Source organism: Subdoligranulum variabile (assembly GCF_025152575.1).
In the GTDB taxonomy this organism is placed as follows: Bacteria; Bacillota; Clostridia; order Oscillospirales; family Ruminococcaceae; genus Gemmiger; species Gemmiger variabilis.
Window position 1 is genome coordinate 1,006,322 of sequence record NZ_CP102293.1, and the last position, 14,226, is coordinate 1,020,547.

Annotated in this window: 10 protein-coding genes; all 10 read right to left on the bottom strand. The window is 64.6% G+C overall.

Going from position 1 to position 14,226, the window contains the following annotated elements; genetic code table 11:
• Nucleotides 1-16: 16 nt before the first annotated feature.
• Genes smc through NQ490_RS05035 form a run of 10 tightly spaced genes read right to left on the bottom strand, consistent with a single transcriptional unit; the run spans nt 17 to nt 14,222 of the window.
• Nucleotides 17-3,574, bottom strand: a complete 3,558-nt coding sequence (smc, locus tag NQ490_RS04990) for a chromosome segregation protein SMC (protein ID WP_007047791.1) — start codon at nt 3,572-3,574, stop codon at nt 17-19.
• Between the two features lie 9 nt (nt 3,575-3,583).
• The gene (gene rnc / locus NQ490_RS04995) at nt 3,584-4,261 is read right to left on the bottom strand and encodes a ribonuclease III (protein ID WP_007047792.1); all 678 of its coding nucleotides are present in this window, start codon (nt 4,259-4,261) and stop codon (nt 3,584-3,586) included.
• A gap of 18 nt (nt 4,262-4,279) precedes the next feature.
• Nucleotides 4,280-5,296 (bottom strand): phosphate acyltransferase PlsX, encoded by a 1,017-nt coding sequence (gene plsX / locus NQ490_RS05000; RefSeq protein ID WP_007047793.1) that lies wholly within the window; start codon nt 5,294-5,296, stop codon nt 4,280-4,282.
• Nucleotides 5,293-6,606, bottom strand: coding sequence for a methylenetetrahydrofolate--tRNA-(uracil(54)-C(5))-methyltransferase (FADH(2)-oxidizing) TrmFO (gene trmFO, locus NQ490_RS05005; protein WP_007047794.1), 1,314 nt, complete (start codon nt 6,604-6,606; stop codon nt 5,293-5,295). Before trmFO ends, plsX begins: the two co-directional genes overlap by 4 nt.
• A gap of 42 nt (nt 6,607-6,648) precedes the next feature.
• On the bottom strand, nt 6,649-8,733 hold the full coding sequence (topA, locus tag NQ490_RS05010; protein ID WP_007047795.1) for a type I DNA topoisomerase: 2,085 nt from the start codon (nt 8,731-8,733) through the stop codon (nt 6,649-6,651).
• Between the two features lie 19 nt (nt 8,734-8,752).
• Nucleotides 8,753-9,853 carry a DNA-processing protein DprA gene (gene dprA / locus NQ490_RS05015; RefSeq protein ID WP_007047796.1) on the bottom strand — a complete coding sequence of 367 codons (1,101 nt, stop codon included), beginning with the start codon at nt 9,851-9,853 and terminating at the stop codon, nt 8,753-8,755.
• A gap of 4 nt (nt 9,854-9,857) precedes the next feature.
• A complete protein-coding gene (locus NQ490_RS05020; protein ID WP_007047797.1) occupies nt 9,858-10,631 on the bottom strand; it encodes a TrmH family RNA methyltransferase in 774 nt (257 codons plus the stop codon).
• Nucleotides 10,632-10,652: 21 nt separating this feature from the next.
• Nucleotides 10,653-11,336, bottom strand: coding sequence for a polyphosphate polymerase domain-containing protein (locus NQ490_RS05025; RefSeq protein ID WP_007047798.1), 684 nt, complete (start codon nt 11,334-11,336; stop codon nt 10,653-10,655).
• Nucleotides 11,336-12,019, bottom strand: coding sequence for a DUF4956 domain-containing protein (locus NQ490_RS05030; protein ID WP_007047799.1), 684 nt, complete (start codon nt 12,017-12,019; stop codon nt 11,336-11,338). The genes NQ490_RS05025 and NQ490_RS05030 overlap by 1 nt, the downstream gene beginning before the upstream one ends.
• A 25-nt stretch (nt 12,020-12,044) precedes the next feature.
• Complete coding sequence (locus NQ490_RS05035) at nt 12,045-14,222, bottom strand: CotH kinase family protein (RefSeq protein WP_007047800.1); 2,178 nt, start codon at nt 14,220-14,222, stop codon at nt 12,045-12,047.
• Nucleotides 14,223-14,226 lie beyond the last annotated feature (4 nt).

Sequence of the window (14,226 nt, forward strand, 5' to 3'; positions counted from 1 at the left end):
GGGGCCCTCCTTGGGATCAAGAGATCAGGTCGGCACTGACATTCTCGAGGTCGAGACGCAGGATCTTGGAGACACCGTCCTCCTGCATGGTGACACCGTACAGGACGTCGGCGGCCTCCATGGTGCCGCGGCGGTGGGTGATGACGATGAACTGGGTGTGCTCGGTCATCCGGCGCAGATACTGGGCGTAGCGGTTGACGTTGACGTCGTCCAGGGCCGCTTCGATCTCGTCCAGGATGCAGAAGGGCGCCGGGTTGACGTTGAGGATGGCGAAATAGATGGAGATGGCCACCAGGGCCTGCTCGCCGCCCGACAGGGCGCTGAGGTTCTTGATGACCTTGCCCGGCGGCGAGACTTCGATCTCGATGCCGGATTCCAGGACGTTGTTTTCGTCGGAGAGATAGAGCCGGGCGTGGCCGCCGCCGAACAGCTCCCGGAAGATATGGCCGAAGTGGCGGTTGATCTCTTTAAACGAGGTGGTGAACAGTTCCTCCATCTCGCTGCACAGTTCGGCGATCATCCGGGTGAGTTCGGCCTTGGCCTTCTCCACGTCGGTGACCTGGGCTTTCAGGAAGTCATACCGCTCCTTGACCTCCTTGTACTCGTCGATGGCGCCCACGTTCACGTTGCCCAGGGCGCGGATCTTACTGCGGGTCTCCGCCACCTGGCGGCGCAGCTCGGTCAGCGATTCAAAGGGCACGCAGAGAGCCTTGGCCTCGGTATCGGTGAGCTGGTATTCCTCCCAGAGTTTCGTGTTGGTATCGTTGAGTTCATTCTCGGCGGCGGTGCGGCGCTCGGCCAGCCGGGCCATTTCGCCGCTCATCTTCTCCCGCTCGTCGGTGAGGGTGCGGTTCTCCTGCGCCAGCTTGGCGGAGGCCGACTCGGTCTCCATCCGGGCTGCATTGGCCGTGCGGATGATCTCCTCGGCGGCGGCGATCTTCTGCTGGTTTTCCCCGCGGGTGCGCTCGATCTCGGCGATCTTCAGCCGATTGGCCTCGATCTGGGCCTTGGCCGCCTGGATGGCGGACTGCAGTTCCCGCACCCGGGCTTCGGTCTCGCCGGTGCGGCTCTCGAGACTTTCCAGAGAGGCTTCGTGGAGGCTGATGTCCTTTTCGTCGGCCAGCCGCTGCATCTGCTTCTGGGAGAGCTGCTGGGTGATGGATTCCCGCTCGGCGGAGAGAGAGCCGGTGCTCTCCCCCAGCTGGGCCAGCTCGGCGGCGTACTGTTCCAGTTCCGCCTCCGCTTTCTGGCGGTCTGCCTCGGCGGCGGCATACTCCGCCTCGCTGGCGGCGCGGGCCTGCTGCTGGGCTTCCACTTCCTGCTGGAGGGTGCGCAGCGTCTCGCCGTACTGGGCCACCGCCCCGTTGAGGCGGTCCAGGTCCAGGCTGGCGCGCAGACGCTCGGAGGCCGCGGTCATGCCCTCGGCCTCGGCGCCGGACAGCTGGGCGGAAAGGTTATCCACCTCCGCCTTGCGGACGGCCAGTTCCTTTTCGGCCTCGGCATGCTTTTCGTTGAGTTTGGTGAGCTTTTTGCGCAGCTCGTCCAGCTCCTGCTTGCGGCTGAAGACACCCACGCTGCGGGCGGTGGAACCGCCGGTGAAAGAACCGCCGGCGTTGATGACCTGGCCGTCCAGCGTGACGATGCGGTTGCGGTAGCCCAGGTTCTTCGCCACGGCGGAGGCCTCGGCGAGGTCCTCCACCACGATGATGCGGCCGAGAAGATTGTCGATGATATGCTGATATTTCGGATCGGTGGTGACCAGGTCGGCGGCCACCTCGGCGGTGCCGGTGAGGCGGCCGTTGAACCGGCTGCCCTGGACGGTATCCAGCGGCAGGAAGGTGGCGCGGCCCGCCCGCTCCTCTTTCAGGAAAGCGATGGCGGCCCGGGCGCAGCCCTGGTCCTCCACCACGATATTCTGCAGCGCAAAGCTCAGGGCGGTCTCAATGGCCACCTCGTAGCCTTTCTGCACCGTGAGGATGCCCGCCACGGGACCGATGATGCCCCGCAGCCGGCGTCCGCCGGCGGCCCGCATGACGCTCTTGACGCTCTGCTGGTAGCCGTCCATGTTGCGTTCCAGGTCTTCCAGGATATGGATGCGCTGGGAGGCGTTGGAGCGCTCCTTGTCGGCTTTCTGCAGGGCGTCGGCGGCCTCCGCCTGCTGACGGCGGCGGCTCTCCAGCTTGAGTTTGAGGCCCGCCTTGATGTTGTCGTTGCGGGTGACGGCCTCCTCGGCCTCCTGCAGACGGCGGGCGGCCTGGGCCTTCTCCTTCTCGGCGTTGGCGGCGCTGGTCCGGGCCTCTTGCACCTGGTGCTCCGCTTCGGTGCGCCGGGCATCGGCGGCATCGGCAGCCGTCTGGGCGGCGGCGATGCGTACCTTGGCGGAGGTGGCGGTGTCCTGCAGCCGGGCCATGGCCGCGTCGATGACGTCCCGGCGCTGGCCGCTGGCGGCGGCCTTCTCTTCGAGGGAGCGCAGGCTCTCCCGCAGGGCGGCGATGCCCGCATCCAGCTCGGCCAGGCCGGTCTGCAGCTTCTCGATGGCGGCGCGGTGTTCGGCGGCCTCCTTCTCGATGCTCTGGCGGCCCTGTCCGGCCCGCTCCAGTTCCGAGGTAGCCTCGTCGATGCGGAACCGGCTGTGCTCGCTCTCGTTCTTGAGAACGGCCACCTGGCTCTCGCTGCCGGCGTTGGCTTCGGTGATGGCGCGGATGTCGGCGTTGGCCTGCTCCACCTGGAGCACATAGCCCTGGGCCTGTTCCCGCAGGGCATTGCTCTTGGCGTCGAACTCGTCCAGCTGGCGGCTCAGCCGCTCGTAGTCGGCCTGGGCGGCCTCGTACTTGCGCTGCTGGTCCCGCAGGGACTCATTGGCGCGGCGGATGGCGTCCACCCACAGCGTCACTTCCAGGCTCTTGCGGGTGGCCGACAGTTCCAGGAACTGCTGGGCTTTTTCGCTGTCCCGTTTCAGGGGGCCTACCCGCTTTTCCAGTTCGCCCAGGATGTCCCGCAGGCGTTCCAGGTTGCCCTCGGCGGCGGCCAGACGGCGCTCCGCCTCGTTTTTGCGGTAGCGGTACTTGGCGATGCCGGAGGCTTCCTCGAAGATCTCCCGCCGTTCGCCGGACTTGGCACCCACGATCTCGGCAATGCGGCCCTGACCGACGATGGCGTAGCCGTCCCGGCCAAGACCGGTGTCCAGCAGCAGTTCGTAGACGTCCTTCAGGCGGACGTTCTGGCCGTTGATGGAATATTCACTTTCGCCGCTGCGGTAGTACCGGCGGCCGATGGTCACTTCGTCGGCGTCCATGTCCAGGCCGTGGTCGCTGTTGTCGATGGTCAGCACCACCGAGGCATAGCCCATGGCCCCCCGGGTCTGGGTACCGCCGAAGATGACATCCTCCATCTTGCCGGAGCCGCGCAGCTGCTTGGAGCTGGTCTCGCCCAGCACCCAGCGGATGGAGTCGGAGATATTGGATTTGCCCGAACCGTTGGGGCCCACCACGCCGGTGATGCCGTTGCCGATGGTGATTTTGGTACGGTCGGGAAAGGACTTGAAGCCCTGGATTTCCAGTTCTTTCAGGCGCATAGGGTCTCCTTAGCGTTTGGACTGCAGGCGGTCCAGCGCCTGCTTGGCGGCATGCTGTTCGGCCGCCTTCTTGCTGCGGCCCACCCCTTCGGCCAGCCGCTTGTCGTCGCAGTAGACGGCGACGGTGAACTGCTTGGCATGGTCGGGGCCGGTCTCGCCCTCCACCTCATAGCGCAGGCGGGCGCTGGGGTTCTGCTGCACCACTTCCTGCAGGCGGGTCTTGTAGTCTTCCTCGGCGGTCTTGCCCTCGCTGAGGAAGGGCAGAATGAAGCTGCGGGCCACTTCCAGCCCGCCGTCCAGATAGAGCGCGGCGATGACCGCCTCGAAGGCGTCGGACACCACGCTGGGGCGGTTGCGGCCGCCCCCCAGGTCCTCGCCATGGCCCAGGCGCAGGTAGTCACCCAGGCGGATCTCCTGGGCGAACTGGAAGAGGGCATCCTCGCTGACCAGGCTGGCCCGCATCCGGGTCAGCTCGCCCTCGGGCCGGTCGGACTGGTGGAACAGATAATCCGCCGCCACCACCGACAGCACACTGTCCCCCAGAAACTCCAGCCGCTCATTGTGGGTGGTGGGGACCTTGCTCTCGTTGGCGTAGCTGGTATGGGTCAGGGCGATGCGCAGCAGCGCGGGATTCTTGAACTGATAGTGGAGAACTTCCTGCAGTTCTTCGGGTTTATGCGTAGCCACGGTAGGGCCTTCCTTTCTTTATGCCTGGGGTTTGGTTTCCAGCGCGTTGAGGGCGGTCTGCATGGTGCCGCACAGGTCGTTGGCCACACAGGTCTTGGCCTGGCGGATGGCGTTCTTGATGCCCTTGGCCTTGCTGGAACCGTGGGCCTTGATCACCGGCTTGGCGGCGCCCAGCAGCGGCGCGCCGCCCACCTCCTCGGAGTCCATCATCCGCTTGATCTCGGAGAGCCCGCCTTTGATGCCCAGATAGCTGAGCTTGGTGATGAGATTCTTCAAAAAAACCTGCTTGAGCATGCCCAGCAGCGTCTTGGCCACGCCCTCGGTGAGTTTGAGGACCACGTTGCCCACGAAACCGTCGCAGACGACGACGTCCACTTCCCCGTCCAGGATGTAGCGGGGCTCGATGTTGCCCGCAAAATGGATGCAGGGATTCGCCTTGAGCAGCTGGTGGGCCTCCCGGTAGGTGGGGGTGCCCTTGGTGTCCTCGGCGCCGTTGTTCACCAGCGCCACCTGGGGGTCCTTGCGGCCCATGACCTTTTCGGCATAGACGCTGCCCATGGTGCCGAAGGCGTTGAGCATGTCGGGGCGGCACTCGGCGTTGGCACCGCAGTCCAGCAGCAGGAAATTCTGCTTGGCGCCGGGCATGGGGGTGGCCAGGGCCGGGCGCTTGATGCCCTTGAGGGTGCGCACGATGAGGCTGGTGCCCACGTGCAGCGCACCGGTGGAACCGGCGGAGACAAAGGCGTCGCCCTCGCCGTTCTTGAGCATGGTCAGGCCCTTGATCATGCTGGAATCCGTCTTGTGGCGGGCCGCCTTGACGGGATCGTCGTGCATGTCCACCACTTCGGAGCAGGGAATGATCTCAAAGGGCGTCAGGTCGATCTTGTTTTCGGCGGCGCAGTCCCGGATGGCTTTCTCGTCGCCCAGCAGCGCCAGCGTCATGCCATCACCGAATTCGGCCGCAGCCTGGGCCGCGCCCTGCAGCACACACAGCGGGGCGTTGTCGCCGCCCATGGCGTCAATCAGAATTTTCATTGTACGTCCTCCTCTACCCAGGCCTGCATGGCCCGTTGCGCCGTCTCGGAAAGGGCGGCATAGCGTTCCCGCTTATCGCGGATGGCGTCGATCTCCGGCGTGCGGGGCAGAATGCCCATGTTCGCGCCCATCGGCTGGAAGTCCTTGTTGGGGGTGGTGATATACTGCAGCAGCGCGCCGCACATCGTTTCCGGCGGGGGCGGCGGCAGTTCGCGGCCCTGGAGCCGCGCCAGAATCTGCCGCGCCGCCAACAGACCGCTGGCCGCACTCTCCATATAGCCCTCAAAGCCGGTGATCTGCCCAGCAAAAAATACGTTGGGATGTTCTTTCAGGTATTGCCGGGCTGTCAGCACTCTGGGGCTTTCCAGGAAGGTGTTGCGGTGCATGACGCCGTAGCGCACGAACTCGGCGTGTTCCAGCCCCGGAATCATCGAGAAGACCCGCTTCTGTTCACCCCACTTGAGGTTGGTCTGGAAGCCCACCAGATTGTAGAGGGTACGGGCGGTGTTCTCGGCCCGGAGCTGGACGTTGGCCCAGGGACGGTGGCCGGTGCGGGGGTCCCGCAGGCCCACCGGGCGCAGCGGGCCGAAGCGGATGGTATCGGCGCCGCGGGCGGCCATGACCTCGATGGGCATGCAGCCCTCGTACACCGTCAGGTCGCCGTCAAAATCATGGAGCGGGGCCCGCTCGGCGGCGATGAGCGCTGCGTGGAAGGCCTCGTACTCCTCCTTGTTGAAGGGGCAGTTTAAGTAGTCGGCTTCGCCGCGGCCGTAGCGGGAGGCGGCGAACACCTTGTCGTAATCAAGGCTTTCCGCCGTGACGATGGGCGCCACGGCGTCGTAGAAGCTCAGCCGGTGGTTGCCGGTGAGGGCCGCGATGGCCTCGGCCAGGGCCCCCTCGGTGAGGGGGCCGGAGGCCACCAGCACCGGGACACTCTCGTCCAGGGCGGTGACTTCCTCCCGGTGGATCGTGATGTTGGGGTGGCGCTCCACCTGGTTGGTGACGGCGGCCGAAAAGACATCCCGGTCCACCGCCAGGGCGCCGCCGGCCGCCACCCGGGCGGTCTCGGCGGCGGGTAGCAGGTGGCTGCCCATGGCGCGCATCTCCAGTTTCAGCAGACCGGACGCCGAATCGGGGCGCTCGGCTTTCAGCGAGTTGGAGCAGATCAGCTCGGCAAAACCTTCGCTTTTATGGGCGGGGGAAAACTTGCCGGGTTTCTGCTCGTACAGGTCCACCTGCACCCCGGCGTCGGCCAGCCAGAGTGCGGCTTCGCACCCGGCCAGACCGGCCCCAATGATCTTACATTGCATACTTTCCTCCACGGGAACGGGCGGGGCGGCAGGCCCCGCGGGTTATTTCTTTTCCATCGGCTTGACGAAATCGCAGCCTTCCTTGGCGCAGTAGAGCTGGCCCTTCTTCTTGAACAGGGTGCTGCCGCACTGGGGGCATTTTTCCGCCACCGGCTCGTCCCAGGTCATGAAGTTGCACTTAGGGTAATTGCTGCAGCCGTAGTAGATGCGGCCCTTGGCGCTCTTGCGCACCAGCATGTGGCCGCCGCACAGCGGGCAGAGCCCGCCGGTGTCCTTGACCAGCGGGTGGGCGTTGCGGCACTCCGGGAAGCCGGAACAGGCCACGAACTTGCCGTACCGGCCCGACTTGATGACCATGGGACGGCCGCACTTTTCACAGATCTCGTCGGTGGGGATATCCTCCACCTTGACCCGCTTGCCCTCCATGTTCTTTTCGGCGGTCTCCAGGCTCTTGGCAAAGCCCTGGTAGAATTCGTCCACCGTCTGGACCCAGTCCGCCTGGCCGGCTTCCACCACGTCCAGCTTTTTCTCCATGTCGGCACTGAATTTCACGTCCACAATGGCCGGGAACTGCTCCATCATGACCTGGTTCACCGCCTGGCCCAGCGGCGTGGTCTTGAGCTTTTTCTGGTCCTTTTCCACATAGCCGCGGTCCACAATCGTCGTGATGATGGGCGCGTAGGTGGAAGGACGGCCGATGCCGTTTTCCTCCAGGGCGTGGATGAGGGTGGCTTCGGTGTAGAGCGGCGGCGGCTGGGTGAATTTCTGGTCCGCCGTCAGGGATTTCAGCTGGAGGGTCTGGCCCTGTTCCAGTTCGGGCAGGGCGGTCTCCTTTTTCTGCTTGTCGTCGGTGGACTCCTCATAGAGGGCCGTGAAGCCGTCGAAGGCCACCCGGAAGCCCGAGGCGCGGAAGAGGTAATCCCCCGCCGTGATGGTCACCGACACGGTATCCTGCACGCAATCCGCCATCTGGCTGGCCATGAAACGGCTCCAGATCAGCCGGTAGAGCTTGGCGGTGTCGCCGCTGATGCTCTGCTCCACCTCGTCGGGGGTCAGGTCCGGCATGGAGGGACGGATGGCTTCGTGGGCGTCCTGGGCCGCGGTGGCGGAGCGGGATTTCCACTTGCGTTGGGTCTTGCAGACGTAGTTATCCCCCCAGCGGCCCGCGATGAACTGCTTGGCAGCGGCGGCGGCCTCGTCGGCGATGCGCAGGCTGTCGGTACGCATGTAGGTGATCAGACCCACGGTACCGTGCCCGGCGATGTCCACGCCTTCGTAGAGGGTCTGGGCAGCCCGCATGGTGCGGGTAGCCGAGAAACCGTAGGCGCGGCTGGCGTCCTGCTGCAGGGTGGAGGTGATGAAGGGCGGCGCGGGCTGACGGCGGCGCTTGCCCTTTTCCAGCTTGGAGATGACGTAGTCCTTGCCGTCCAGGGAGGCTACGATGGCGTCGGCCTGTTCCTTGTTGGTGACGGTCAGCTTTTTGCCGTCCGCTCCGGCGGTGAGCCGCGCCACAAAGTGGCTGCGGCTGCCCTGGGGATGCAGGGTGGCATCGATGTTCCAGTATTCGTCGGGCTTGAAGTTTTCGATCTCGATCTCCCGGTCGCGGATGAGCCGCACGGCCACGCTCTGTACCCGGCCGGCGGAAAGCCCCCGGCGCACCTTGCGCCAGAGGAAGGGGCTGAGCTTGTAGCCCACCAGACGGTCCAGCTCTCGCCGGGCCTGCTGGGCGTTGAAGAGGTCCATGTTGATGGCCCGGGGATGGGCCATGCCCTCCTGGACGCCCTTTTTGGTGATCTCGTCAAAGGTCACCCGGTTGGGCGCCGACGGGTCCAGACCCAGGATGTTGGCCAGATGCCAGCTGATGGCTTCGCCTTCCCGGTCCGGGTCGGTGGCCAGCAGCACGCCGTCCGCCTTTTTGGCCTCGGCTTTCAGCTCCTTGACCAGCTTCTGCTTGCCCTTGATGGTGATATATTTGGGGGTGTATCCGTGCTCGACGTCGATGCCAAGCTGGCTCGCCGGCAGGTCGCGCACGTGGCCCATGCTGGCGGTGACTTTATAGTTTCGCCCCAGATACTTGCCGATGGTTTTTGCCTTGGCGGGCGATTCCACAATGACCAGTTTTGCCATAGTCTCCTCCTGATTTCCTTTATAAAGCGATGTACCGCCGGCCCGGCTGCGCCTGGGCGCCGCCGAAAAGCTCCAGTTCGGTACAGGCCGCCAGCACCCGGTTGGCGGGCAGGCCGGTGGCCGCACACAGGGCGTCGATGCCCTGGGCAGTGGGGCCGAGTTTTGCGTAGACCGCCCGGGCATCGGCACTCACCGACGCCGGCGAGAACTCGGCCGGTTCCTTTTCTTCCGCTCCGGCCGCAAGACCCAGCTGCCGTACAATATCCGCCGCCTCGCACAGCGGCTCCGCCCGGTGGGTGCGCAGCAGTTCGTTGGTACCGCGGCTCATGGCGCTGTAGATGCTGCCCGGCACCGCCAGCACCGGACGGCCGTAACCCTCGGCGTGGTGCACCGTGTTCAGGGTGCCGCTGCGCAGCCGGGCTTCCGCCACGCAGACCACCTCGGCCTGGGCCGCGATGAGCCGGTTGCGCGCCAGAAAGGTCCCCGTTGTTTTGCCCTTGTAGTGGGGCGGATATTCACTGCAGACGGCGCCGCCGCCCTCCTCAATCTGACGGCGCAGCGGTCCGTTGGCCGCCGGGTAGGTCTTGTCGATGGCGGTGCCGAGAAAGGCAATGGTGGGCGTGCCCGCCGCCACGGCGGCGCGGTGGCCCTCGCTGTCCAGCCCGTCGGCCAGACCGCTGACGATGACGATTCCCTCTTTCGCCGCCCCCAGGGACAGGTCATAGGCGGCCTGCCGCCCGTAGGCGCTGGGTCGCCGGGTGCCCACCATGCCCGCATAGCGGTGCCCGTTGAGGCAGGCCTTGTCGCCGGTGACGTAGAGGACCAGCGGCAGGTCGGGGATCTCCCGCAGGCGGGCGGGATAAAAGGCGTCGTCGGGGGTCAGGATCTCGATGCCCGACAACAGGCAGTGATCCAGCCGTTCTTCGTAATCAAAGGGGGTGGTATCCAGCAGCTGGCGGGCCGCTCCGTCGCTGAGACAGAAAGGCGGTGCTACCATGCCGGAACGCAGCGATTCATAGAGTTCTTCCGGGTCAGGCCAGAGGTCCAGCAGCTCCCGGGCATACTGGCAGGCAGAGCCGACGGCGTCGGCCAGCCACAGCCAGGCAAGTGTCTTGTCCATTCCTTTACACCCCGCGGAAATGCCACAGCAGTACGCTGCCCGCCACACCGGCGTTCAGGCTTTCCACCCGGTCGGTCATGGGGATGCGCACCGCCGCGTCGCAGGCCTGTACCGTCTCGTCGGTCAGACCCTGGCCCTCGCTGCCGATGACCACGCAGACACCGGCGGGGAAATCCCGGCCCTCCTCGTCCAGCGGACGGGAATGGTAGAGGGCCGCCGCCAGGCAGGTCACGCCCCGTTCCCGCAGTCTGTGCAGGGTGCCGGGCAGATTTTCGGTGTGGACCACCGGCAGCCGCCCGGCCGCGCCCATGGAAGAGCGCAGCGTCTTGGGCGAAAAGGGTGCCGCACAGCCCGGGCCCAGCACCACGGCATCAAAGCCGAAGGCTGCGGCACTGCGCAGCAGGGTGCCCACATTGCCGGGGTCCTGCACCCCCTCCAGGGCCAGGATCCGCCGGGCGCTGTCCAGCAGGGCCGGGTCGGTCTGCGGGGTTTCAAACAGCACAAAAACGCCCTGGCTGGATTTGGTCCCGGCCAGTTTTTCCGCCACATGGGGCGCCACCGGCATGGGGTTCAGGGATGCCAGCGCCGGCGTTTTGGCCAGCGCCGCCTCGGTGGCATAGGCCGTGCGGGGCGTGCAGCTCTTGGCCAGTTCCAGGCAGAGCTTGGGGCCTTCCGCAAAGAACAGGCCGTCGGCGGCGCGCTGCTTCTCGGAATCGCGCACAGAACATGCGTATTTGATTTTAGGGTTTTCGCGGCTGGAAATCAAGTCAGTTCGCATAAAATTTACCGTTTTTCCTTATCAGTACAGCGTGGCGCGGGCCAGTGCATACTTGCTCACGCTCAAAGGCGTGCCGGGAATACTGCTGAGCATCCGGCCCAGCCAGGGCGGCAGCGGCTGGTCATATTTGATCTCGAGGATGGTTTTGGGAGCCAGCACCTCCACCATGGGAACGTCGTCCGCAAAGAGCGATTGGCTTTTGGACGCGCGGACATGGCTGTCCAGCGTGATCCGTGCCCGCCCCACGGGAAACACCCAGGCCGTGCGTTCATAGTCGATGAGGGCCGCCGGGATGCGGCTCTCCCCCTGCATGAGGGCGTAGGCCGCCCGGGCCGCGGGGCCGCCGGCCAGCAGCGGTGCGGCATCCCCGGCGATCAGCGCCTGCGCGGCATCCCGGTCCAGCAGGACGCTCTGCTTGTGGGAGGTCTTGGCCCGCTTGGCCTTGATCTCCAGCTTGAGCTGCGCCGTCTGCAGGTCGTACAGCCGCAGCCGCAGCTTCCTGCGTTCGCTTACCCCCAGCAGCTTGTCCTGATAATCCCCATTCCCCGGCGTGTCAAAGTACAGGCTGCGGATGAAATAGGCGCCCTCCGCCGAGTATTTGTCCCGCGGCAGCACGCCGTCCAGCAGCTGCCCCAGCGCGGCGGCCTGGGCGGGAGCCAGCAGGTATTTTTCCTCGTACCGGCGGACCTGCAGTTCGGCGGCCATTACAGGGTTTCCCCGCTGTAGCTCACCAGATTCAGGCTGCGCACCTTGTCGGCGCCCACGGCCTCCCGCACCTGCCCGCCCAGTGCCGCGGCGCTCTGCTTGCGGGTGAAGGAAACCTCATAGGTGAATTCCTCGGTGTCCGCCATCTGGTTGCGCATCCGCAGCTTCCAGGCGCGGGTGTTCTTTTTCAGCACCTCGGTGAGGGCTTTTTCCTCCACGGCGCCGGTGCCGGTGCGCAGCACCAGCAGGTAGGTGGTGGTGTCGTAGAGGTCCAGGTTTGCCAGGCAGACCACCACGGTGAGCACCACGCTGCCCAGCAGACCGATGAGATACATCTCACTGCCGCAGGTCAGGCCGATGGCAATGGCCCAGAACAGGAAGGCGATGTCCCGCGGTTCCTTGACGGCTGTGCGGAAACGGATGATGGACAAGCTGCCCACCATACCAAGGCTCAGGGCCAGGTTGGAGCCGATGGCCTGCATGACCAGCGTGGTGATGATGGCCACCAGCAGCAGCGTGAGGTTGAAGTCCTTGGAGTAGACGGTGCCGCGGTAGGTCTTGCGGTAGACAAAGTAGAGAAGCATGCCCAGCACCACGGCCATCGCCAGCGACAGGCAGACCTGAGTGAGGGAGATGCTGGTGTTGCTTTCCAGCAGGTATTCCAGAATTTGACGTTTGCTCATCGTTCGTCATCCTTTGCTTTGTTGTTCAGATGCCGTTCTCGGCTTCGGCCAGGTGCATATCCAGATATTCCAGCAGGTCGTCGGCGCGGTTGGTCAGGAAATCACACAGCGTGGCGTAATCGGCCTGCCATTGTTCCATCGTCATCTCTTCGGCGGAAGATTCGCTGTCGGTGAGTTTGTCGGCCAGCGGCGCCAGCACCGTGGTCTCCACCTTCTGGCGGGTGATGTTGCGCTCCATCTCGGGTTCCAGCTGGGCGCACCATGCCTCGAAGGCCGGCAGGATATGCTCCGGCGCATAGGTGGTTTCCATCGCCGTGCGGAATTTTTCCGCGAACCGGGTGCGGAATTCCTCATATTCCCACAGTTTCTGGAACAGAAGCTGCTGGATGTTGGTATCCTGCGCCGGGTTATCCAGAAGATCCCCGATGGGGTCCATAAAACCGTAGATCAGGGACTGATCCAGGTCGTTGAGCAGGAATCGCCACCGCCCGTCGGCATATCGGCTGGATCCCTCATCAGCCTTCCAGATATAAATATTGCTGGGCATCCGCAGACCGTCCCAGTTGTTGGAATACAGCTGCGGGATGGCGTAGTCGATAAAGGAGTCGATGTCAAAGGTTTCGCAAAGCCAGTTCCAGCTGCTTTCGCTGCAGGGCAGTTCCTTCAGGGTACTTTCCAGCGCTGCAATGGAATTGTCCTCGTCCGGCTCGGCGTGGGTACAGATGACCACCGAATCCGCATCCACCCCGTACTGCCGCTCGATCAGTTCCGCATTTTTGCTTTCCCGCGCGCAGTAGATGCCCCAGTACTCATCCTCCAGGTAAAGCACCACCGGCACATTGTACTGGGTGCCCAATCCGGTACCATAAAGATAGTTGTTCCAGAACCCGTCCACATAAAAATACTGCCAGCTGCCGTTGCCCGGACCCTTGAGGGAAAATCCCCCCGGGGTGTCCTCGATCCCGGCCTGCGCCAGTTTTTCCTCCGATGACCCGGTCAGATGCACCGAAAGGTTCTTCATCTGCATCCAGAGCCGGGTTGCCTGACCGGCGACGGAGATCCGGCTGTCCAGACTGCCGGTATCTTCCTCCCCGATCAACTGGATCTGTGCGTCGATCTCCTCTCCGGACAGGAAATTGGCCTGGTACTCCTGACTGCCCTGCTGCATCATGGTGTAGTAGGTCGCGCCCGGCGTGTAAATTCCCTCTGCGCCGAACAGGTCCTGCTCGTCGGCTGTGATGCTGATGACCGGCAGCGTGTGGGCCTCCACCCCCACCCAGTAGGTCGCAGCCCTGCACTCCTCCGACCAGGAGCCATCCTTATATATCCGGGCCGTGATGGTGGTGGCTTTATCCACCGGATCCGGCGCGTACCGGTACGCATAGCTTTTGAGGAACAGGGACTCCCCCTGTTCAAACCGGTTGGGCAGGGACACATACCGGTTGGGTTCTCCCGCCCGGCTTTCCACCGTGATGGGACCGGTGTACAGCGTGCCGTTTTCAGCCGGATCGCTGCCGTCGGTGGTATAGAAGATCAGGGCATCGGGGTCATCGGTGGAGAGTGCCACCTCCACCGGCTCGTCATAGAATCCGGCCGGCAGAGAGAATTCCGCAGTCCCCAGGTTCGCCTCCCGGTTTTCGTCCAGGAAATCCACAGGATTGGCCGCTCCCGGCGTGGCTGTGGCAAAGGTACCCTTGTCCTCGCCGTTGCCGAAGGCCCGGCCATAGGTAATGTCGAAGTCCTGCTCGGGATATTTCAGGTGATCCACCAGTTCCCCGTCGGCATCGTAGAGATAGAGGGTCTCTCCCCGGGTCTTGAGGGCAAAGGCGGTGTGGCAGTATCCCGCCGGATCAACGGTATCGGCACCGTCGGCGAAAAGGACCAGATAGTCCTCCAGCACGGTGCCGTCCGGGAAGGTCCAGCGGTCGGGGTCATCCTTGTCATCGGTCAGCGTCCAGCCCGACAGGTCGATGGTCCCGCCGTAAGGATTGTACAGCTCGATCCAGTCCCCGCAGTTTCCGTTGCCGTCCTGCAGACCCGACAGATTGTGGGCGCAGATCTCGTTGATGACCACCATCCTGTTGCCGTAGCCCCGGGAACGCGCCGCGATGCGGTCCACTTCCCAGAGGCAGACGCCGCCCAGCGCCGCCAGTGCCAGCACCGGCGGCAGAAAGCGCCTGAGTTTGTTTGCGGCCGTGGGCATGGTG